This is a genomic window from Micromonospora tulbaghiae (genome assembly GCF_900091605.1).
GTDB classification, from domain to species: Bacteria; Actinomycetota; Actinomycetes; order Mycobacteriales; family Micromonosporaceae; genus Micromonospora; species Micromonospora tulbaghiae.
In genome coordinates, this window is record NZ_FMCQ01000011.1 from 85,726 (window position 1) to 106,768 (window position 21,043).

Genomic DNA, 21,043 nt, shown 5'->3' on the forward strand with positions numbered 1-21,043 from the left:
GCCCTCGCATCCCGACCGCCCCGGCCGGGCACCCTCCCGGACCGACGAGTAAGCATGCCATGAACCGACAGTGAGGTGAACTCCTCCGGACGGACGGAGTCAGTCCCGTGTACGGGACGGCGGGATCAGGTGGTCGAAGTCGCCGTCCCGGGCGCCGAGCACGAACGCGGCGATCTCGTCCACTGTGTAGATCAGCGCCGGGCCCTCGGGATGCCGGGAGTTGCGGACCGCGATGCCGCCGCCGGGCAACTCGGCCAGTTCGACGCAGTTGCCGCTGGGGTTGCTACGGCGGCTCTTCAGCCAGCGCATCGGTGGCAACTCGGTCGCGGGCACGCCGTTCGGGGGTTGCTGCATGGGCGTCCTTCGGGATGAGCCAGCCGAGGCCGCGGGGAGGAGCGGTGGGTGGCGACGTCTGTCGACTGAGGAGTGAGATGCACGTGCATCTGCTATTGCATCTGCAATGGACAGAGAGCATGATAACCGAAATACGGTGTGCCGGTTCGTTCACGCACGGTGACCCGAGCCCGGCCCCGGGACGCCGCTCTACGCGGCTTCGGGACTGCGGTGAGGAGGACGCGCGTTGGCGGATCCGATGACCATCGCCTCCGGCATCTCCGCGGCGGGCGCGCTCGTCTCCGCCTGGCAGTTACGCCGCCGCGCGCTGCGCGCCGAGGCCGAGATCGAGCTGCTCCAGGCCGAGCTGGCCGCCGAGCGGCACGCCGCCAGCCACGACCCGCTCACCGGGCTGCCCAACCGACGCGCGTTCTTCCGGCTGGCCGCCGCCCTGCTCACCGACCCCGCCGGTCAGCCACTCGTCGCGGTCGTGCTCGACCTGGACAACTTCAAGCAGGTCAACGACCGCTACGGGCACGCCGCCGGGGACCAGGTGCTGGTCAGCGTGGCGCAGCGGCTCGCCGCGTTCGCCGGCCCCAACCTGGTCGCCCGGCTCGGCGGCGACGAGTTCGCCGGCCTGCTGGCCAGCCCCACGGCGGACCGCCGGTGGATCGAGCACGCCACCCGGCGGCTCTGCGAGGCGCTCGCCGCGCCGATCCCGCTGGGCACGCGCAGCATCCAGGTCACCGCCTCGGTCGGGCTCGCGCCGGTGCACTGCCCCACCCAGCTCACCGACGCGCTCTGCCGCGCCGACGCGGCCATGTACGAGGCGAAGACGCTCGGCCCCGCCCGCCCGGCCCGCCAGCTCGTCGCGGAGTGCTGAACAGGCTGAGCCAGGCTCGTCGCGCGGCGCTGAGCCGGGTCCGCCGGCTCGTCGCGGTGCCGGCCGGGCTCGGTCCGGCCGGTCAGCGCCAGCCGTAGCCGGCGCGCAACGCCTGCCCGACCCGGTCGAACCGAGGCCGGTCCAGCACCGCGCCCTCGCGGCGGATGCTGTCCTCGCGCATGGTGAGCACCCGGTCCAGGCGTACCCAGCTCGGCCGGTTGTCCCGGTCCCACTCCCCCGGGCCGAGCGCCAGCCAGTGCCGCTGACCGTCCCGGTCGCTCTGACTGGACAGCATCAGCCCGAACAGCGTGCGGCTGTGCCGGCCGACCACCAGCACCGGGCGGTCCTTGCCCTGACGCGGGTCGTCCTCGTAGGGCACCCAGGTCCAGACGATCTCGCCCGGGTCGGCCTGGCCGTCCGGCTCCGGGGCGTACGACAGCTCGCGGCGCTGCAACGCGCTGACCTGACGGCGGCGCGCGACCTGGGCCGGGATCGGCCCGCCGGTGCGGGCCGGGGCGGGCACGCCCCGGGTGATCCGGCCGAGCCGGGACGCCACGTTCTTCAACAGACCTGCCACGGCGGGCAGCCTAGTCGGCGGTGCCCGGCGGTCGCGAGGCGGCGCGGCCCCCTTCCCTAGGCTGGGAGCGTGGAGTTACCCGACGATCTGCCGCTGTTCGAGCGCAGCGCGGTGCGGCTGGTGGTGCTCGACGCCGCCGACCGCCTGCTGCTGTTCCACACCCGGGACCCGGACCACCCGGACCTCGGCGTGTGGTGGGAGCTGCCCGGCGGCGGGCTGGACCCCGGTGAGACGTACCGGGAGGCGGCGGTACGCGAGCTGCGCGAGGAGACCGGCATCGTGATCGGCCCGGACGAGGTGGGCGCGCCGACGTGGCGGCGGCGGGCCAGCTTCCGGCACCGGCAGCGCCGCCACCTCCAGGACGAGGTGGTGGTGACAGTACGGCTGCCCGGCCCCGGGCCGGACGTGGACGAGGCGCTGCGGCTGGACTACGAGGTGGAGGACTACTTCGGTTTCCGCTGGTGGCCGCTGGCCGAGGTGCTCGCCGAACGGCCGCGCTGCTATCCCGGGCGGCTGCCGGAGCTGCTGCCGGCGTTCCTGGCCGGGGAGGAGATCGACGAGCCGTTCGAGCTGTGGTCCTGACCTGCGGCGTGCCGCCGGGCGCCTCACCGGGCAGAGTGGAGCCGTGACTCCTCTGCGCGCACCCCTGGCCCGTTACGCCGAGCGGCTGCACCGCGCCGCCGGTGACACCCACCACGTCGCCTCCCCGCTGGGCGCCTGGCTGCTGCTGGCGCTGACCGGCCCGACCGCGACCGGCGACGCCCGGGCGGCGCTGGCCGAGGCGCTCGGCGCCGACCCGGACGACGCCGCGGCCGAGGCCCGGGCGCTGCTCGCCGCGCCGCACCCGATGGTCGCCGCCGCCACCGCGCTGTGGGAGCGCACCCCTGCGGCGGAGCTGGCCGCCTGGCGGGCCGCCCTCCCGGAGGACACCGAGCGCGGTGCGCTGCCCGACCAGGCGGCGCTCGACGCCTGGGCCCGGGAGCGTACCGGCGGGCTGATCGAACGCTTCCCGGTCGACGTCGCCCCGGACACCCTGCTGCTCCTGGCCAGTGCGCTCGCGACCCGGGTGTCGTGGGCCGACCCGTTCGACACGGCGCCGGGCGCGGAACTGGGCGCCGGCAGCGCCTGGTCGAGCCGCCTGCGGCAGGTGCTGCGTACGCCGTCGTTCGGGCACCGCTGCTGGGTCTCGGCCACCGGCCGGGCCGGGGACGTGGTGGTGCACGCGGTTCCGGCCGGCACGGGCGACGACGGCGCCGGGATGCTCGTGGTGTCGGTGGCCGCCGCGGCCGAGGTGCCGGCCGCCGACGTGCTGGCCGCCGCTCAGGAGCTGGCGAGCGCCGCCGCGTTCGCCCCCGACGCCGTACCGGGTCACCGGTCGCTGTTCGACCTGCCGCTGGGCGAGACGCCACTGTGGGCGCTACGGGAGGAGCCGACCCGGACGTACGCGGCCGACGGCCGGGAGGAACGCGCCACGGCGGTGCTGCCGTGCTGGTCGGCGCAGAGCCGCCACGACCTCACCGCGCCCGGGTTCGGCTTCGACGCGGCGGCTCGGGCGCTCGGCGAGCTGCTGGGCCTGACCGGGCCGGAGTTCGACGCCGCGCAGTCGGCGGTGGCCCGGTTCGGCCGCTACGGCTTCGAGGCGGCCGCGGTGACCGCGTTCGGCCGGGCGACCGCGCTGCCGCCGGAGGGCGTCGCCCGCATCGCCGAGCTGCGGTTCGGTCACCCGTACGCGGTGGTAGCGGTGACCACCGACCCGGCCGGCGGCCCGTGGCACGCGCTGCCCGTCTACTCCGCCTGGGTGGCCGACCCGGAGGAGCTGCCCGCCGACGAGGCCGGATAGGCGGCGAGCGCGCTCGCGAGCTGGTCCAGTCCCAGCGAGCCGAGTTCCAGCGCCCGGTTGTGGAACGCCCGCCGATCGCCGGGGAACGCCGCGCGGCCGTCGCGCCACACCCGCTCTCCCACCTTGTAGGTGAGCGCCTGCCCGGGCCGGCCGAGGTACCGGGCCAGTTCCAGTGGCGCGTACTGCCCCTGGTGGCAGCGGTCGCGCAGCAGGTCCAGCGCGGCGCCCGGCGTCCACGGCGCGCCGCCGCCGGAGGGCATCGGCAGTCGCAGGTGCAGGCCGATGTCGAGCACCACCCGGGCCGCCCGCAGCAGTTGCATGAACAGGTGTCCCAGCCGGGCGCCCGGCTGCTCGTAGAGTCCGAGCTCGTCCATGAACCGCTCGGCGTACAGGGCCCAGCCCTCCTGGGCGCCGGAGAGCCCGCCGAGCAGGTTCAGCCGCTGCCCGGGGCCGCCCCGGCACGCCTCGGAGCCGAGGTGCAGGTGGTGGCCGGGGACGCCCTCGTGGTACGCGGTGCTGTACGCCCACCAGGTGGGGAAGTACTCCCGGCCCTCGGGCAGCAGCCACGAGACCCGGCCCGGCCGCGTCAGGTCCCGCGACGGACCGATGTAGGCGGTGCCGCCCGACGCGGTGACCCGTGACTCGATGCGCCGCAGCGGCGCGGGGATGTCGAAGTGGGTGCCGTGCAGCCGCTCGGTGGTGGCCTCCAGCAGCTCCTGGAGCCAGGCGCCGAACGCGTCCCGGCCGTGCAGGACGCCGGGTGCGTCGGGGCGGTCGAGCCGGTCCAGTACCTCGGGCACGGTGCCCCCGAGGGCCTTCGTCTCGGCGACGACTTCCGCCTCGAGCGTGGTGAACTCGTCCCAGCCCCACTCGTACAGCTCGCGCAGGTCCGGTTCCGCGCCGAGGAAGGCCCGCACCCAGAGCGCGTACCGCGCCGGGCCGAACGCCTCGTCGTCGTGCGCCCGCGGCGCGAGGTCCGCGGTGATCGTCGCGGCGAACCTGCGGTAGGCCGCCTGGGCATCGCGCGCCGCCGCCTGCAACGACCGCTGCTGCGGGCCGTCGCCGTACCGGTCCACCAGGGTCATGTCGTCGTCGATCCAGGCGCGGCAGCGCTGCGTCACCAGCTCCACCTGGCGCCGGGCCGGCAGGTGACCGCGCCCGGCGGCGAGCAGGAGGCTGCGGGCGTACCCGTCGAGCGCGGCCGGGATCGCGGCCTGGCGCGCGCCGACGCGGGCCCAGCCGTCCTCGTGGGCCGCGCCTCCGGCGTCGCGGCCCGGCACCGCCGACTCGACGCACTGGCGGACGAGCTGGAGCGGGCCGGTTGCCGCGGCGTGCAGTTCCCGCAGGTCCTCCCCGGCCTCGTGGAAGGCGAGCCGGGCGCGCAGCCGTTCGGCGAGGTGCTCGTGCAGCGGGGTCGCGGGCAGCGTCCCGAGCCGGCGCAGGGCGTGCGCGGCGAGATCGGCGCGGGCCTGGTGACCCTCCGGGCTGTAGTCGGTGAGCCCGTCGACGTCCTGCTCACCGGCCTCGACCACGGCCGCACACGGATCGAGGCGGGCCACCTCCCGCAGCAGCCCTTCGGTGATGTCGTCGATCACGGCATCGAGGCTAGTCGCACGTCGGCGGGTTCTCGATACGCTCCCGCCATGAACGTCGATGTGCCTCGCCGGCGCCCGATCCAGGCTGTCGCGGCCCTACCCGCCCTGCCCTGGTTGAGCATCCACCTGCTGCTCTACCTCGGCATCGCCATCGCGGTCCCGGTGCTGTGGCAGCTGACCCCGGCCGGCGGACTCGTCGAGGTCTCCGGCCGGGCCCTCACCGAGGTGTCGTCCGTGATCGTCAGCCGGGGCGGGCTGATCGTGAGCGCCCTGGCCGCCGGCAGCCTGGGACTGCTGCGCCTGCTGGCCGACGCCCGGTGGTACCGGTTCCGGCTGGCCGCGGTCCTGCTCGTCGCCGTGCCGTTCCCGCTGCTCGCGTTCGGCGTGGCCGGTGCGAAGGCGACAATGCCGGTAGCAGTCACCCATCTGCTGGTGGTGCTGCTCATCGTGCAGCCCCGGCGTTCGCACGGGATGGCCGACCGGGCCCCCGCCCGGTGACCACGGAGTTCGCGTCGGCCGGGTGCCCGAAACCGACGCGAACTCCGTGATCGACACGGTCAGACCGAGACGAGCTCCTTCTTCTCGGCCTTGGCGGCCAGGCGCTTCTCCCGCTCCTGGGCGCCGATCAGGTCGTCCGGCAGGGAGTCCTCCACCTCGATGTCGAAGCGGCGCAGCAACCGGATCGCGAAACCGCCCAGCGTGATCAGGATCAGCGCCACGCCGAAGCAGATGTACGCGAAACCGATGCCCCGCCCCGGACCGGTGCCGATCACCGCGCCCACCGAACCGGCCAGCGCCCCGCCCGGGGCGAGCATCGGCTCGAACAGGGCGGTGGCGCCCGGCGCGAGCAGCGCGAAGCCGATCGGCAGCGTCGACCAGGAGATGGTCTGGTTGAGGCTGAACACCCGGCCGTGGAAGCGCTGCGGCACCTTCACCTGGACGATCGTCGCGTAGATCGACTGCGCGGTGGTCATCGACATGGCCAGCCAGCAGAAGCCGACACAGATCATCGCCACCGACGCGTCCAGACCGATCAGCACGCAGCCGATCGCGGTGCCCAGGTTGCCGACCAGCACGCCGATCATGCGGCGCTTGCGCGGACCGCCCCACAGCGACATGAGCACGCCGCCGAGCACCGCGCCGACCGCCTCGGCCAGCGCCACCTGCGCCACCTGCGTCGGGCTGCCGAACGACAGCACCAGCGGCGTGATGAGCACCAGCGCGGGCGCCAGGAAGATGTTGCCCAGCGCGAAGTAGCCGAGCATCAGCCGGAACCCGCGGTGCCGCCAGGAGTAGCGCATGCCGTTCGCGATGGCCACCAGCAGCCGTTCCCGGGGCCGCCAGCCCAGCGCGTCCGGGAAGCGGACCACGGCGAGGGTGAGCACCGCGAACACGTAGCTGGCCACGTCGACCAGCAGGATGCCCTTCAGCTCGATGGTGGCGAGCAGGCCGGCCGCGAACGCCGGCATGAGCAGCGTGGCCACACCGGTGGAGAGCTGGGTGATGCCCATGGCGTGCCCGAGGTAGCGCTTGGGCACCAGCTGCGGCACCGCCGACTGGAACGCGATCCGCTGGAACGAACCGGCCACCGAACTCAGCGCCACCAGCATGTAGATGTGCCAGAGCATCAGGCTGTCGGTCCACAGCAGGGCGGCCAGCACGAGCTGGACGGAACCGGCGAAGCAGCTCGCCGTCATCATGATCCGCCGCCGGCTGACCCGGTCGACCAGAGCGCCGGCCACCGGCAGCATGAGCACACCGCAGATCAGCGCGAGCGCCCAGAGCAGGCCGAGGTTCGCCACCGAGCCGGTGCGGTTGAACAGCCAGATCGGCAGCGCGAACGCGGTCAGCGCGGAACCGGTGCTGGAGATGAGCTGCCCGGTCGTGATGGCCATGAACCGGCCCATGCTCGGCTTCACGGTCGTGGTTGGCTTGCGGGTCTCCCCCACCCGCAGCGTGTCGGCCACCACCCAGCCGGCGTCCTCACCCCGGGCCTCCGGCGTCAGCGCGCCGACGTCACCGGCCGACACCGCCGGGTGCACCCGCGTGACGATCTCGGCCAGTTCCTCGGCCCGGTACTTGAGGAAGAAGTGCCCGGCCTGGTCGAGGACCACGAGGCCGAGCGTGTCGCTGAGGAACTGCCACTCGGCGTACCGCTCGCGGTAGTAGTCGGTCACCGGGTCCTCGGAGCCGACCACCGAGATGATCGGCGCGCGCAGCTTCGTCGCCTGCTGGTCCAGCAGCCGGGTGAAGTACTCCTCCGAGGCGCGGGAGTCGGCCCGCATGTTGCTGATGATCCGGTCGGCCTGCTCCGGGTCCAGCTCGTCGGTGTCCACACCCATCGACTTGAGCCAGCTCGCGGAGTGCCTGTTGCTGCTGAGCCGTTCGAGGCGGTCGCGGAGCGCCGCGATGACGCCCTTCGGGCGGGCGAACGGGAACATGGCGCCGATGTAGACGGCCTCCAGGTTCCGGCCGGCCGCCTCGACCTTGCGGGCCACGTCGGCGAGGATGGCGCTGCCCACGCCGCAGTGGCCGTACAGGGCGACCGGCCCCTCGACCCGCCCCAGGATCTCGTCGGCCACCCGGCTGGTCAGCTCGTCGAACGGCAGCGCGTCCTCGCTGAGACCCACGTCGTGGCCGGGGATCGCCAGCGACCACAGCCCGTACCCGGCCGGCAACGCGTCGGCCAGCGGCTGATAGACGATGGCGCTGCCGCCGCCGTACGGGACGCAGACGTACGTCAGCACCCGCTTGCCGGCGGGGATCGGCTTGGTCAGCTCGTAGAGCAGCCGGCGCGGCCCCTGCTGCGCGGCGTCGCCGGAGATGAACGCGGCGAGGTCGCGGATGGTGCGCTGCTGGAACAGGTCCATCACGCCGACCGCCCGGCCGCCCAGCTCCGCCTTGCGGATCTTGGCGACCACCTGGGTGGCGAGCATCGAGTGCCCGCCCAGGTCGAAGAAGTCGTCGTCGATGCCGAGCGTGTCCACGCCCAGCACCTCGGACCAGATCGCGGCGAGCGCCCGCTCGGTGTCGTCGCGCGGCTCCACCAGCGCCACCGACGCCTCGCGGGTGACCACCGGCGCGGGCAGCGCCTTGCGGTCCAGCTTGCCGTTGGGCGTCAGCGGCAGCGCGTCGAGCGTGACGAACGCGGCCGGCACCATGTACTCCGGCAGCGTGTCCTTCAGCGCCACCTTCAGCGCGGCGTGCTCGGCCTCCCCCACCAGGTACGCGGTGAGCCGCTTGTCGCCCGGGCTGTCCTCGCGGACGATCACCGTGGCCTCGGTGACGCCCGGCTGCTCGCGCAGCGCGCTCTCGATCTCGCCCAGCTCGATGCGCAGGCCGCGCAACTTGACCTGGTGGTCGATGCGGCCCAGGAACTCGATCACCCCGGCGCCGTCCGGGCCGACGACCCAGCGGGCCAGGTCGCCGGTGCGGTAGAGGCGGGCGCCCGGCTCGAAGGAGAACGGGTCGGGGACGAACTTCTCCGCGGTCAGCGCCGGCCGGCGGTGGTAGCCGCGGGCCAGGCCGACGCCGCCGATGTGCAGCTCACCGGCCACCCCGACCGGGCACTGCGCGCCGGACGGGTCCAGCACGTGCAGCCGCAGGTTGGCGATCGGCGCGCCGATCGGCACGCTCGTCACCCCGGCGAGCCGGTCCGGCTCGCACGCCCAGGCGGTCACGTCGATGGCCGCCTCGGTCGGGCCGTACAGGTTGTGCAGGCCGCACCAGGGCAGCCGGGCGGTGAAGTCGGCCGCCGACGCCAGCGGCAGCTCCTCACCGGAGCAGATCACGCGGCGCAGCGCGGTGGCCGCCTCGACACCGTCCTCGGCGAGGAAGACGGTGAGCATCGACGGTACGAAGTGGGCGGTGGTGATCCGCTCGGACACCAGCAGGTCGCGCAGGTAGCCGGCGTCCTTGTGGCCGCCGGGCCTGGCCAGCACCAGGCGGGCGCCGGTGCGCAGCGGCCAGAAGAACTCCCACACCGACACGTCGAAGCTGGCCGGGGTCTTCTGCAGCACCGCGTCGTCGGCGCCGAGGCCGTACGTCTTCTGCATCCAGTCGAGCCGGTTGACGATGCCGCGGTGCGTGTTCGGCACGCCCTTCGGGCGGCCGGTGGACCCGGAGGTGTAGATGACGTACGCCAGGTGCTCCGGCCCGGCGACGGGCGCCGGGTCGGTGTCGGGCCGGTCGGCCCAGACCGCGGCGTCGTCCAGTTCCAGCACGGTGGCGCCGGTGTCGGGCAGCACGTCGCGCAGGTGCGACTGGACCAGCACCACCGGCGCGTCCGCGTCGCCGACCATGAACGCGAGCCGGTCGGCCGGGTACTCCGGGTCCAGCGGCAGGTACGCGCCGCCGGCCTTGAGCACGCCGAGCAGCCCGGCGACCAGTTCCACGGAGCGTTCCGCGCAGACCCCGACGAGGGTCTCCGGGCCGACGCCCGCCGCGCGCAGCCGGTGCGCGACGCGGTTGGCCTGCGCGTTCAGCTCGGCGTACGTGCGGCTTTGCCCGTCGATGGTGACCGCGACGGCGTCCGGGGTGGCCGCGGCGCGCTCCTCGACCGGGCCGTGCAGCGTCTCGGCGTGCGGGAAGTCGGCCGTGGTGTCGTTCCAGGCGGCCAGCAGCTCCCGCTCGGCGGCCGGCAGCAGCGGCAGCCGGGACACCGGGGTGTCCGGCGCGGCGACGACGGCGTCCAGCAGGGCGGTCCACCGCTGCGCCATCCGCTCCACAGTGGCCCGGTCGAACAGGTCGGTGTTGAAGACCAGCTTGCCCCAGAGCCCGTCGACGGTCTCCACCGCGTGCAGCTCGAAGTCGAACCGGGTGGCCTGCAACTCCATCGGGGTCCAGGAGAACGTGACCTCGTCGGTGCGGGACACACCGGTGAACCGGCCCATCTCGTAGTTCTGGAGCACGAACATGGCCTGGAACACCGGGGAGCGGCTGACGTCGCGCGGCAGGCCCAGCTCGTGCACCACCTTGGCGAACGGCACCTCGGCGTGCTCGAAACCGTCGAGCACGGTACGGCGGGTGCGCTCCAGCAGCTCGGTGAACGTCGGGTCGCCGGCCAGGTCGGCGCGCAGCGGCAGCATGTTGATGAACATGCCGACGAGGTTCTCCAGCTCCGGTGCGGACCGGCCGGCCACCGAGGCGCCGATCGCGAAGTCGTCCTGGCCGGCGTGCCGGGCCAGCAGGACCTGGTACGCGGCGAGCAGCGTCATGAACAGCGTGCCGCCGCTGTCCCGGGTGAGCGCGCTGAGCGCCTCGGTGGCGGCCGGGTCGAGCTGGAACTCGACGAAGTCGCCCCGGTACGTCTGGGTGGCCGGGCGCGGCCGGTCCAGCGGCAGTTCCAGCGGGGTGACGCCGGCCAGCCGCTGCTTCCAGTAGTCCACGTGCGCCCGCGCCTGCGGCCCGTCCAGCTCCCGGGCCTCCCAGACGGCGAAGTCGCCGTACTGGATCGGCAGGGCGGGCGGCTCGCCGCCCCGGTAGAGCGTGATCAGGTCGCGCAGCAGCACGTCCACCGACCAGCCGTCGCCGACGATGTGGTGCTGGGCGAGGAACAGCACGTGGTCGTCGGCGGTCAGCCGGATCAGCAGGGCCCGCAGCAGCGGACCGCTCGCGAGGTCGAACGGCTCGGCCGCCGCCGCGTCGACGAGCGCCTGCGCGGCGGCCTCGTCCGGCGCGTCCACCACTGTGAGCGGCACCTCGGCGGTGTCCGCGACGACGACTGTGGGACGGCCGTCGGCGTCGGCCGGGAAGCGGGTGCGCTGCGACTCGTGCCGGTCGGCCAGCGCGGTCAGCGCGGCGCGCAGCGCGTCCACGTCCAGTGGTCCGCGTACCCGCAGCGGCACCGCGATGTGGTATGCCGCCTCGCCCGGGGCGAGCTGGTCCATGAACCAGACCCGCTCCTGGGCGTAGGACAGCGGCACCTCCGCGCCGGCCGGGCGGGGGGTGATCCGGGCCGCGGGGGCGGTCTGGCGGGCGCGTAGCCGTCGGGCGATCAGCGCCTGCCGGGCCGCCTCGCGGGCCGGATCCTTCAGGTCGGTCATCAGTTGGTTCCCTCTTCCGCCGCGAGCAGCGCGGCGACCTCGGTGTCGGAGAGCCCGTCGAGTTCGGCGGCGATCCGCTGTTCGATCTGGGCGGCCAGGTCCGCCACCACGGGGCTGCCGAACAGCGCCCGCATGGGCAGGTCGACGTCCACCTCGGCGCGGATCCGGGCCATCGCCCGCATGCCACGCAGCGAGTTGCCGCCGAGGGCGAAGAAGTCGTCCAGGGCGCCGACCTTCTCCACCTGGAGGATCTCGGCGTACACCTCGGCGACCAGGCCCTCGGCGTCGGTGCGGGGCGCGACGTAGCTGTCCTGTTCCGGCTCGGCCGCCGCCGGGGCGGGCAGCGCGGCGCGGTCCAGCTTGCCGTTGGGCGTCAGCGGCAGCGCGTCCAGCCGGACCAGCGCGGCCGGCACCAGGTGCGCGGGCAGCTCACGGGCCAGCTCGGCGCGGACCGAGTCCTCGTGGGCCGGGCCCACCAGGTAGCCGACGAGCGTCGGCTCGCCGCCTTCGGTGCGTACCGCCGCGGCGGCGGCGCGCACGTCCGGGTGGGCCAGCAGCGCGGCTTCGACCTCGCCCAGCTCGATGCGTATGCCGCGCACCTTGACCTGGTCGTCGCGGCGGCCCAGGTAGTCCAGCGCGCCGTCGGCACGCCAGCGGGCCAGGTCGCCCGTGGCGTACATCCGGGCGCCGGGCGGGCCGTACGGGCAGGGCAGGAACCGCTCGGCGGTCAGGCCGGGCCGGTCGTGGTAGCCGCGCGCGAGCTGGGTGCCGGTGACGTACAGCTCCCCCACCACGCCCGGGGGCACCGGCCGCAGGGCGGCGTCGAGCAGCAGCGCCCGGGTGTTCCAGGTGGGCGTGCCGATCGGCACCGGACCGGCCGGGACCGGCTCGCCGGGGGCGATCCGGGCCGCGACGCAGCCCACCGTGGCCTCCGTCGGGCCGTACTCGTTGATCACCGCCACGTCGGGGTGCGCGGCCCGCCAGGCGGCGAGCTGCTCCCCGGCCAGCGCCTCGCCGCCGATCACCAGGTCGGCCGTCGGCGACAGCTCGCCGTCGAGCAGAGGCAGGTGGCTCGGCGTGACCTTGAGGAAGGCCGGCCGGCCACCGGCGCGGGCGGCCGGGTCGTCGATCCCGGCGAGCCGTACCGTGCCGCCGGCGGTGAGCGTGCCGAGCAGACCGGTGACGGTGAGGTCGAACGACACCGGCGAGTGCAGCAGCGCCACCCCGGCCAGCCCCGGGTAGGTCGCGCGGGCCCACGCCAGGTACGCGGTCACCGCCCGGTGCTCGACCACCACGCCCTTCGGGCGGCCGGTGGAGCCGGAGGTGTAGAGCACGTACGCCGGGTGCTCCGGGCGCAGCGGCGCGACCCGGTCGGCGTCGGTGAGGTCGTCGCCGGACTGGTCCGAGCCGACCTCGCCGTCGAGCACCAGCGCGTCGCCGGGCACCAGGGCGGCGGTGTCCGGCGTGGTCACCACCAGCGCCGGCGCGGCGTCCTCCAGCAGGTACGCGATGCGCCCGGCCGGGTACGCGGTGTCCACCGGCACGTACGCGGCGCCCGCCTTGAGCACCGCCAGCATCGCCACGACCAGGTCGCAGGAGCGGGGCAGCGCCAGCGCGACCCGGGTCTCCGGGCCTGCGCCACGGGCCACCAGCAGCCGGGCCAGCCGGTTCGCGGCGGTGTTCAGCTCGCCGTAGCCGAGCGTCACGCCGTCGCACACCAGCGCCGCCGCGTCCGGGGTGGCGGCGGCCTGCCGCTGCACCTCGTCGACCACGGTGGTCACCGGCACGTCGCAGGCGGTGTCGTTCCAGGCGCCGAGCACCCGGTCCCGCTCGGCGTCGGTGAGCAGCGGCAACGCGCCGACCGTACGCTCCGGCCCGGCGACGGCGGCAGCGAGCAGCCGTACGTAGCGGTCGACCACCGTCTCGGCCGTGGCCCGGTCGAACAGGTCGGTGCGGTAGACCAGGCGGCAGTCGCCGGTGGTGATGTCGAAGGCCAGGTCGTCCTTCGTGGTGCCCAGCTCCACCGGGTCGAGGCCGGAGTCCGGGATCCAGTTCAGCGCGGTCTGGAAGATCGGCTGCACCGACGGGTCACGCTGCGGATCGACCGCCTCGACGATCTTCTGGAACGGCGTCTGCCCGTGCTCCATGGCGTCGATCAGTCCGTTGCGGACGCGGCCGAGCAGCGCCGCGAACGTCGGGTCGCCGGAGACGTCGCAGCGCAGCGCCACCGGGTTGACGAACATGCCGATCAGCGGCGTCAGCTCCGGGCTGTCCCGGCCCGCGGTGGAGACGCCGACCACCACGTCGGCGTCGCCGGAGATCCGCGACAGCAGCGCCGCGAAACCCGCCAGCAGCACCATGTACGGGGTGGCCTGCGCGCCGGTGGCCAGCGCGCCGACGCGGTCCAGCAGCCCGTCGGGCAGCCTGAAGCGCACCTCGTCACCGGCGAACCCGAGCTGGGCCGGGCGGGGCCGGTCCAGCGGCAGGCCGGTGACCGGCGGCGCGCCGGCCAGGTGACCGGTCCAGAACGCGAGCTGCCGGTCCAGCTCCTCGCCGGTGAGCTGCTGGCGCTGCCAGACCGCGAAGTCGGCGTACTGGACGGGCAGCTCCGGCACGGCGGGCTCGGCGCCGGTGCGCGCGGCCTCGCAGAACGCGAGCAGCTCGGTGTGGAACAGCACCGCCGAGTGACTGTCGAAGACGGCGTGGTGCACCACGAACGCCAGCGCCAAGCCCTCCTCCATGCGGATCAGGCGGGCCCGCCACAGCGGCGCCGCGTCCAGCGGGACCGGCAGCCGCGCCATCTCGCCGCGGATCCGCTCGAACTCGGCCCGCTGCTCACCGGCGGGCAGGTGGGTGACGTCGGTGACGGGCAGCGGCGCCGGATCGTGGGCGCGTACGACCTGCACCAGCGCGCCGTCGTCGGTCCGCAGGTGGGTACGCAGCGCCTCGTGCCGGGCGACCACCCGGTTTACCACGTCGCTGGCCGTGTCGGCGTCCACGCCGGCCGGGAACAGCCACGGGAAGGACACGTTGAACACCGGCGAGCCGGCGTCGAGCTGGTTGGCCATCCACACCCGCTCCTGGGCGTAGGAGGCCGGGAAGGTCCACTCCTGGCTCGTGCTCATGAGAGGGCCTCGCGCACGGAGCGGGGACGCATGTCGGTCCAGACCTCGTCCACGTGGGCCAGGCACTCCTCGCGGCTGCCGGCGAAGCCGGTGTCGTGCCAGCCGGCGGGCAGGTCCCGGTCGGCCGACCAGATCGAGTACTGCTCCTCGTCGTTGCGGACGACCAGGAATCGGGGTTCGGCCATGTCAGTTCGCTCCTGCGTTCTCGGGGGTGTGCGGCTCGGCCATCGCGACGGCGATCTTGCGGGGACCGGTGAACGGCTCCCGGCCGTGCGCGGCGGTCATGTTGTCCACCACCAGCACGTCGTCGCGCTGGTAGTCGAAGCGGACGGTGGCCGCCCGGTAGGCGGCGCGCAGGTGGTCCATGACGTCGGCGGGGATCTCGCCGCCGTCGCCGTAGTAGGTGTTCGACGGCAGCCCGTCGGCGCCGAACATGGCCAGCAGCCCCTCCTGGTAGTCCTTCGGCAGGGTGCTGAGGTGGAAGAAGGTGGCGTGGTTGAACCAGCGCGGGGTGTCCGAACCGGGCCGGTGGTGCACCACGTCGCGGACCGCGCGGGTACGCAGGCCGTCCTTGCCGACCCATTCCACGGTGATCCCGTTGTCCGCCGCGTACGCCTCGACCTCGGCGCGGCTCTCGGTGTTGAAGACCTCCTGCCAGCGGGTGCCGAAGTCGCCGTGGAAGTTGCGCACGAGCATCCACCGGCGGCTGACGAACTCCTCGCGGACCGCCGGGTCGATCAGCTCGTAGACCCGGCGCACGTCGGCCAGCGGCGTGGCGCCCCGGGTCTGCGGCGGCGTGACGCAGTAGAAGAACAGCGTCAGCGGCCATCGCGCCTGGTACGAGTTCTCGTTGTGCAGGAAGATCTCCTCGTCCGGCGGGTAGTCGGTCGAGGTGTAGACCCGGCCCTTGATGGAGTGCCGGGGCGAGGAGCGCTCGGTGTAGGTGAGCGGCTCGCCGGCGAGCGCGCGTACGGCCTGGTCGAAGCCGTCCACGCCGCCCACGTCGAAGCCGCGGAACAGCAGCCCTCCGCTGGCGACGAGGGTGTCCCGCAGCTCGGCGCGCCGGGCCGTGATCACGTCGGTCAGCGCCCGGCCGTCGCTCTCGACGACCACCGGCAGCGTCGCGGTTGTCTCGCTCATGGTGCGGTGTCTCCTTGTGTGCGTCGGGATGTCAGCCGCGGGGCAGCCGCGGGATGGCCGGGATCGCCGCCGGGGCGGCCGGTGCGCCGGCGGGCGCCTCGGCGCGCAGCTCCTCGATCCGGGCGGCCAGTCCGGCCACCGTGGGGGTCTCGAAGAGGCTGCGCATCGGCAGCCGCACGCCGGTCGCCTTGCGCATGGAGGCGATGAGCTGCACGGCGACCAGCGAGTTGCCGCCGAGGGCGAAGAAGTCGTCGTCCACGCCGACGTCGGTGACGCCGAGGCCGTCGCGCCACACCTGGGCGATCGTCTTCTCCAGCTCGGTGCCGGGCGCCGCCGAGCCGCCGCCGGTGGCGGCCGCCGGGCCGGTCGGCGCGTCGGTCTCCACTTCGAGGCTGTCGGTGGTGACCCGGGCCGCCCGGTGCCGGATGTCGGCCACGGTGCGGGTGGTGATCACCACCTGGGCGCCGAGACCGGCGGCGAGGCTGCGGCGGAACGCCTCCGCGCCGTCGACCGGGCGGATGTCCTCGGTGACCGGCGCCGGGGCGTCCGCGTCCGCCGCCGGGGACTCGGCCAGGTTGCCGGTGACCGCGTCCTGGTCGACCCGGCGCAGCACGAAGTCGCTGATCGCGACCAGCTCCCGGCCGTCCGGGTCGCGCAGCGACAGGTCGGCGGCGACCACCTCGTCGGTGGCGGCGGGCCGGTGCCGCAGGTGACTGTGGAACGTCGCCGGCAGCGGGCCGCGCACCACGATCCGGCCGTACGACAGCGGCAGGTAGGTGCCCGAGCCCTGCCCGCGGCCGAACGCGGTGGCCACGTCCAGCATCGCCGGGTGCATGCCCCAGGAGGGCAGGTCGCCGAGCGCGGCGGCGGGTGCCTGCACCCGGGCCAGCTCCTCGCCGTCGGCGAGGTGGTGCTCGGCCAGTGCCGCCCAGCGCGGCCCGAACGTGAGCATGCTGGTGCGTCCCCGGCCGAACGAGGCATCGTCGTCGACCCGCCGCCCGGCCACCGCCGGCACGGCGGCCGGCGGGGCCGCGTCGGTGGTCCACCCGGCGGTGCCGCGTACGTGGGTGCGCGCCTGGCCGGCGGCGAGGCTGGCGACCGTGAAGTCGGTGCCGTCCTCGGTCGGGGTCAGCTCGACCCGGTACTGGGCCACCGTGCCGTCCGGCACCGGGAACGGCTCCAGGAACACCACGTCACGCAACTCCACCGCGGCGTCCGGCCCCGGCGCGGGCAGCGCGGCCACCACGGCGGCACGCACCGACTCCAGGTGGGCGGTGCCCGGCACCACCGGCACCCCGCCGATCCGGTGCTCGTCGAGCAGCCAGTGGGTGTCCGCCGAGACCAGCCCGTGCAGGACCGTGCCGTCCGGACCGGCGACCATCGTGGTGAGCACCGGATGCGTCACCGCGGTGGTGACGGTGTCCCGCCCGGCGGCCCGGAACGCGGCCGGCGCGGCGGTCTCCACCGCCATGCCGACCTCGGCCCAGCCGCCCCAGTTCTGCGACACCACCGGCGCGCGGAACCCGGTGCCGGAGCGCGCGAAGGCGTCCAGGAAGTTGTTCGCGGCGCAGTAGTCGACCTGGCCGAACCCGCCGATCACCGCGGTGATCGAGGAGCAGAGCGCGACGAAGTCCAGCGGCAGGTCACCGAAGACCCGGGCCAGCGCCAGGGTGCCGGCCAGCTTCGGGGCCAGCACGCGCCGCGCCTCGTCGCGTTCCTTCACCTCGGCCATGCCGCCGCCGGGCAGACCGGCGGCGTGCACGATGCCGTCCAGCCCGCCGAACCGGCGCTCCGCCTCGTCGCGGACCCGGCGCAGGTCGTCCGGGTCGGTGACGTCGGCGGCGAGCACCAACACCTCGGCGCCCGCGGCCTCCATCCGGCGGATCGCCGCGACGGCCCGCCCGGCCCGGTCGGCGCCGCCGTGCACCGCCAGGTGCGCGTCCCAGTCGGCCCGCTCGGGCAGCCCGGACCGGGCCAGCAGCACCAGCTTGGCGCGGACCCGGCGGGCGAAGTCCTCGGCCAGGGTGACGCCGATGCCGCCGAGACCGCCGGTGATCAGGTAGCGGCCCTCCTCGCGCAGCACGCCCGGCTCGTCCTCGGCGGCCACGGTGACCTGCTCGTAGCCGGCCAGCCAGCGGCGGTCGCCGCGTAGCGCCACCTCCGGGTGCTCGGCGTCGACCGGGCTGCGCAGCTCGGCCACCAGGGCGGCGACGCCGCGCGCGGCCGGGTCGGTGTCGAGCAGCCGCACGGTCAGGCCGGGCAGCTCGGCCGGGAGCACCCGGGCCAGACCGGCCAGCGTGGCGTGCTCGGCGCGGACCAGGTCGTCGCCGCGTACGTCACCGATGCCGGCGGTGACCAGGTCCAGCCGTACGCCCGCCTCGTCGGCCGTGACACCGGCGCCGGCGAGGGCCTGCACCAGGTGCAGCGCGCCGAAGAAGCCGCGCTCCTGCGCCGCCCAGGCGGCCGCCGGGTCGATGCCGGCCGGCTCGCCGTCGAGCGCGAACGCGTGCACGATCCGGCGGGGCAGGTCGGCGCCGAGCGCGGCGACCAGTTCCTCGGCGTCGGCGCGTACGCCGGGACGCAGCCGGAAGCCGCTCGCGGTGGCGGTGAACGCCTCGCCGGCGCGTACCTCGACCGGGTCGTCACCGGCGGCGCGCAACGCGGCCACGAGCGCCTCGCCGCGCGGGCCGTCGGCCAGCACCAGGCAGCGGCCCAGCGGCTCGGCCGTACGGACCGGCGGGGCCTGCCGCCACGCCGGCACCGCGAACCACTCCGGCAGCGGGCGAGGGCCGGTCTCGGCGGGCGCCGCGGTCAGTTCCTGCTCCGGGTCCGGGTCGATCCAGTAGCGGCGCCGCTCGAACGGGTACGTGGGCAGCGGCACCCGCCGCGCGTGCGGGTCGGTCGGGAGTCCGACTGGCACGCCCGCACACCAGAGCGCGCCGGCCGTGCCGAGCAGCGCGGCCACGTCACCGGTCTGCTCGCCGGGGCCGGGCAGGCTGCCCAGCGGCGTCAGTGCGCGCTGCGCCTCGCCGGCCTTGGCGACCTGCATCCGGGCCAGGTTGGCCAGCTGCCGGCCGGGACCGCACTCGACGAGCGCCCAGGTGCCCTCGGCGAGCAGCGTCGCCACGCACGCGCCGAAGCGGACCGGGCGGCGCAGGTGCGCGGCCCAGTACGCCGGGTCGGTGGCCTCCGCGTCGGTGATCCAGGTGCCGGTCACGTTCGACACGAACGGCACCGCCGGGGCGCGCAGCGGCACCGTCGCCATCAGCGCGGTGAAGTCGTCCAGGATCGGGTCCGTCATCGGCGAGTGGAACGCGTGCGAGGTGCGCAGCAGCTTCGACTTGTTCTTACCGCCGAGGCTCGCCGCGAACTCCTCCACGAGCGCGGTCTCACCGGCGACCACGCAGGTGCCGGGGCCGTTGACTGTGGCCACCGACAGGCCCTCGGGCAGCCGGCCGGCCACCTCCGACTCGTCCAGCGTGACCGCCAGCATCGAGCCGGCCGGCAGCGAGTGCATGAGCCGGCCCCGGGCTGCCACCACGCGCAGCGCGTCGGCGAGGTCGAGCACCCCGGCGACCGTCGCGGCCACGTACTCGCCGATGGAGTGGCCGATCATCGCGGCCGGGGTGGCGCCGGCGGCCCGCCAGGCGGCGGCGAGGGCGTACTCGACTGTGAACAGGGCGGGCTGGGTCCAGCAGGTCTGCGTGAGCTTGTCCGCCGCCTCCGGGTCGCGGCCCAGGATCAGGTCGCGGATGTCCAGGCCCAGCTCGGGGCGGAGCAGCTCGGCGCACTCGTCGACGGCGGCGGCGTACGCGCTGTCCTGCGCGTACAGTTCGGCGCCCATCCCGGCGTACTGCGAGCCCTGGCCGCTGAACAGGAACGCCACCCGGGGCGCAGGCCCCTCGGCGGCGCCCCGGTGACCCTTGCGCCGCTCGCGCAGCGCGGCGGCGGCGGACGCCGGGTCGCCGGCGACCACAGCGGCCCGGTGGGCGTACACCTGGCGGCCGACGCGCAGCGTGTGCGCCACGTCGGCCAGCGCCACGTCGCTGCCGCTCTCCAGGTGGTCGGCGAGCCGCCGGACGGCGGTGTCCAGCGCGGTCGGGGTCTTCGCCGACACCTGGAGCAGGTGCGCCGGGCGGGCGGACGGCTGGTGCCGGCCCGCGGCCGGGGCCTCCTCCAGCACGACGTGCGCGTTGGTGCCGCCGATACCGAAGGAGCTGACGCCGGCCCGGCGCGGGCCGCCGTCGGTGTCCCACTTGGTCAGCGTGTTCGCCACGTAGAACGGGGTGTCGGCGAAGTCGACGGCCGGGTTCGGCGTCTCGTAGTTGATGGTCGGCGGGATCAGGCCGTGTTCCATCGCCAGCACCGTCTTGATCACGCTGACGATGCCGGAGGGCTGGCTGAGGTGGCCGATGTTGGACTTCACCGAGCCGATGCCGCACCAGCCGCGCTCGTCGGTGTCCTTGGTGTAGACGGCGGACAGCGCGGCGATCTCGATCGGGTCGCCGAGCGCGGTGCCGGTGCCGTGCGCCTCGACGTAGCTGATGCTGCGCGGGTCGACGCCGGCCAACTCGACGGCCTGGGCGACGGCCTCCATCTGCCCGTCGATGCTGGGGGCGGTGAAGCCGACCTTCCCGGCGCCGTCGTTGTTGATCGCGTTGCCGAGCACGACCGCGCGGATGGTGTCGCCGTCGGCGATCGCGTCGGAGAGCCGCTTGAGCAGCGTCACGCCGACGCCGCTGCCCCACACCGTGCCGTTCGCTCCGGCGTCGAACGGCCGGCACCGCCCGTCCGGCGAGGTGAAGCCGTCCATGCCGAGGTAGCCGACGTGCGGCAGCTCGATGTTGACGCCGCCGGCCAGGGCCATGTCGCACTCGCCGTTGCGCAGCGCCTCGCAGGCCAGGTGGAACGCCACGAGGGAGGTGGAGCAGGCGGTGTGCACGGTCATGCTGGGCCCACGCAGGTCCAGCCGGTACGACACGTTGGTGGCCACGTAGTTCGGCGAGTTGCCGGTGGCCAGCGAGACAATGCTGTGCGGGTTGCCGCCGACCCGCTTGTTGCGCAGCACGTTGCGGTGCAGATACGTGTTGCCGCCGGTGCCGGCGTACACGCCGACCGCGCCGTCGTAGCGGCCCGGGTCGTAGCCGGCGTCCTGCAACGCGGTGTAGCAGGTCTCCAGGAACAGCCGGTGCTGCGGGTCGGTGATCTCGGCCTCGCGGGCGGTCATCCCGAACAGGCCGGCGTCGAACTCGTCGTAGCCGTCCACCAGCGGGGCGCGGTTGACCCAGCCCGGGTCGTCGACCTCCTGCGGCTGGGCGCCGCGGGCGAGCTGCTCCTCGCGGGTCAGTTCGGTCGTCGACTCCACGCCGTCGACCAGGTTGCGCCAGAACTCGTCGACGTCGGCCGCGCCGGGCAGGCGGGCGGCGAGCCCGACGATGGCGATGGGCTCGACGCCGTCGTCGGCCGGAATGTCGTTCTGCATGGGGGTTCCTTCATTCACAAGGGA

General features: G+C 74.6%; 12 protein-coding genes. 4 read left to right on the forward strand and 8 right to left on the reverse strand.

The window, feature by feature from the left end; all coding sequences use genetic code 11:
* Positions 1 to 99: 99 nt before the first annotated feature.
* Entirely contained in the window at positions 100 to 354 is a 255-nt protein-coding gene (locus tag GA0070562_RS27015) for a DUF397 domain-containing protein (protein ID WP_091427172.1), read from the reverse strand.
* A 226-nt stretch (positions 355 to 580) separates the two neighbouring features.
* Here GA0070562_RS27015 and GA0070562_RS27020 point away from each other — a divergent pair, with 226 nt between their 5' ends.
* Complete coding sequence (locus GA0070562_RS27020; protein WP_091427173.1) at positions 581 to 1,216, forward strand: GGDEF domain-containing protein; 636 nt, start codon at positions 581 to 583, stop codon at positions 1,214 to 1,216.
* 82 nt (positions 1,217 to 1,298) lie between these two features.
* On the opposite strand, the gene GA0070562_RS27025 is transcribed toward GA0070562_RS27020, so the two are convergent.
* A complete protein-coding gene (locus GA0070562_RS27025) occupies positions 1,299 to 1,793 on the reverse strand; it encodes a type II toxin-antitoxin system PemK/MazF family toxin (RefSeq protein WP_091427174.1) in 495 nt (164 codons plus the stop codon).
* A 69-nt stretch (positions 1,794 to 1,862) separates the two neighbouring features.
* Between GA0070562_RS27025 and GA0070562_RS27030 the strand changes: the two genes are divergently transcribed.
* Positions 1,863 to 2,375, forward strand: coding sequence for an NUDIX hydrolase (locus GA0070562_RS27030; RefSeq protein ID WP_091427175.1), 513 nt, complete (start codon positions 1,863 to 1,865; stop codon positions 2,373 to 2,375).
* A 43-nt stretch (positions 2,376 to 2,418) separates the two neighbouring features.
* Positions 2,419 to 3,633 (forward strand): hypothetical protein, encoded by a 1,215-nt coding sequence (locus GA0070562_RS27035; RefSeq protein ID WP_091427177.1) that lies wholly within the window; start codon positions 2,419 to 2,421, stop codon positions 3,631 to 3,633.
* Here the strand turns inward: GA0070562_RS27035 and GA0070562_RS27040 are convergent.
* Entirely contained in the window at positions 3,579 to 5,228 is a 1,650-nt protein-coding gene (locus tag GA0070562_RS27040; protein ID WP_091427179.1) for a DUF885 domain-containing protein, read from the reverse strand. The genes GA0070562_RS27035 and GA0070562_RS27040 overlap by 55 nt on opposite strands.
* A gap of 48 nt (positions 5,229 to 5,276) precedes the next feature.
* Between GA0070562_RS27040 and GA0070562_RS27045 the strand changes: the two genes are divergently transcribed.
* A complete protein-coding gene (locus GA0070562_RS27045) occupies positions 5,277 to 5,726 on the forward strand; it encodes a hypothetical protein (protein WP_139135501.1) in 450 nt (149 codons plus the stop codon).
* Between the two features lie 59 nt (positions 5,727 to 5,785).
* Here the strand turns inward: GA0070562_RS27045 and GA0070562_RS27050 are convergent, their stop codons facing one another.
* The 5 genes from GA0070562_RS27050 to GA0070562_RS27070 are packed head-to-tail and all read right to left on the reverse strand — an operon-like array spanning position 5,786 to position 21,019.
* Positions 5,786 to 11,272: a non-ribosomal peptide synthetase/MFS transporter gene (locus tag GA0070562_RS27050; protein ID WP_091427181.1), complete on the reverse strand. Its 5,487-nt coding sequence runs from the start codon at positions 11,270 to 11,272 to the stop codon at positions 5,786 to 5,788.
* Positions 11,272 to 14,397, reverse strand: coding sequence for a non-ribosomal peptide synthetase (locus tag GA0070562_RS27055; RefSeq protein WP_091427183.1), 3,126 nt, complete (start codon positions 14,395 to 14,397; stop codon positions 11,272 to 11,274). The genes GA0070562_RS27050 and GA0070562_RS27055 overlap by 1 nt, the downstream gene beginning before the upstream one ends.
* Positions 14,394 to 14,582, reverse strand: coding sequence for an MbtH family protein (locus GA0070562_RS27060; protein WP_013285950.1), 189 nt, complete (start codon positions 14,580 to 14,582; stop codon positions 14,394 to 14,396). The genes GA0070562_RS27055 and GA0070562_RS27060 overlap by 4 nt, the downstream gene beginning before the upstream one ends.
* 1 nt (position 14,583) lies before the next feature.
* Positions 14,584 to 15,537 (reverse strand): TauD/TfdA family dioxygenase, encoded by a 954-nt coding sequence (locus GA0070562_RS27065; protein WP_091427185.1) that lies wholly within the window; start codon positions 15,535 to 15,537, stop codon positions 14,584 to 14,586.
* 31 nt (positions 15,538 to 15,568) lie between these two features.
* On the reverse strand, positions 15,569 to 21,019 hold the full coding sequence (locus GA0070562_RS27070; RefSeq protein WP_091427187.1) for a type I polyketide synthase: 5,451 nt from the start codon (positions 21,017 to 21,019) through the stop codon (positions 15,569 to 15,571).
* Positions 21,020 to 21,043 lie beyond the last annotated feature (24 nt).

Excerpts from the sequence above, each read along its gene's own strand:
- GA0070562_RS27050 (WP_091427181.1), bottom strand. The coding sequence starts at position 11,272 with ATGACCGACCTGAAGGATCCGGCCCGCGAGGCGGCCCGGCAGGCGCTG.
- GA0070562_RS27070 (WP_091427187.1), bottom strand. The coding sequence starts at position 21,019 with ATGCAGAACGACATTCCGGCCGACGACGGCGTCGAGCCCATCGCCATC.
- GA0070562_RS27060 (WP_013285950.1), bottom strand. The coding sequence starts at position 14,582 with ATGGCCGAACCCCGATTCCTGGTCGTCCGCAACGACGAGGAGCAGTAC.
- GA0070562_RS27065 (WP_091427185.1), bottom strand. The coding sequence starts at position 15,537 with ATGAGCGAGACAACCGCGACGCTGCCGGTGGTCGTCGAGAGCGACGGC.
- GA0070562_RS27045 (WP_139135501.1), top strand. The coding sequence starts at position 5,277 with ATGAACGTCGATGTGCCTCGCCGGCGCCCGATCCAGGCTGTCGCGGCC.
- GA0070562_RS27055 (WP_091427183.1), bottom strand. The coding sequence starts at position 14,397 with ATGAGCACGAGCCAGGAGTGGACCTTCCCGGCCTCCTACGCCCAGGAG.
- GA0070562_RS27015 (WP_091427172.1), bottom strand. The coding sequence starts at position 354 with ATGCAGCAACCCCCGAACGGCGTGCCCGCGACCGAGTTGCCACCGATG.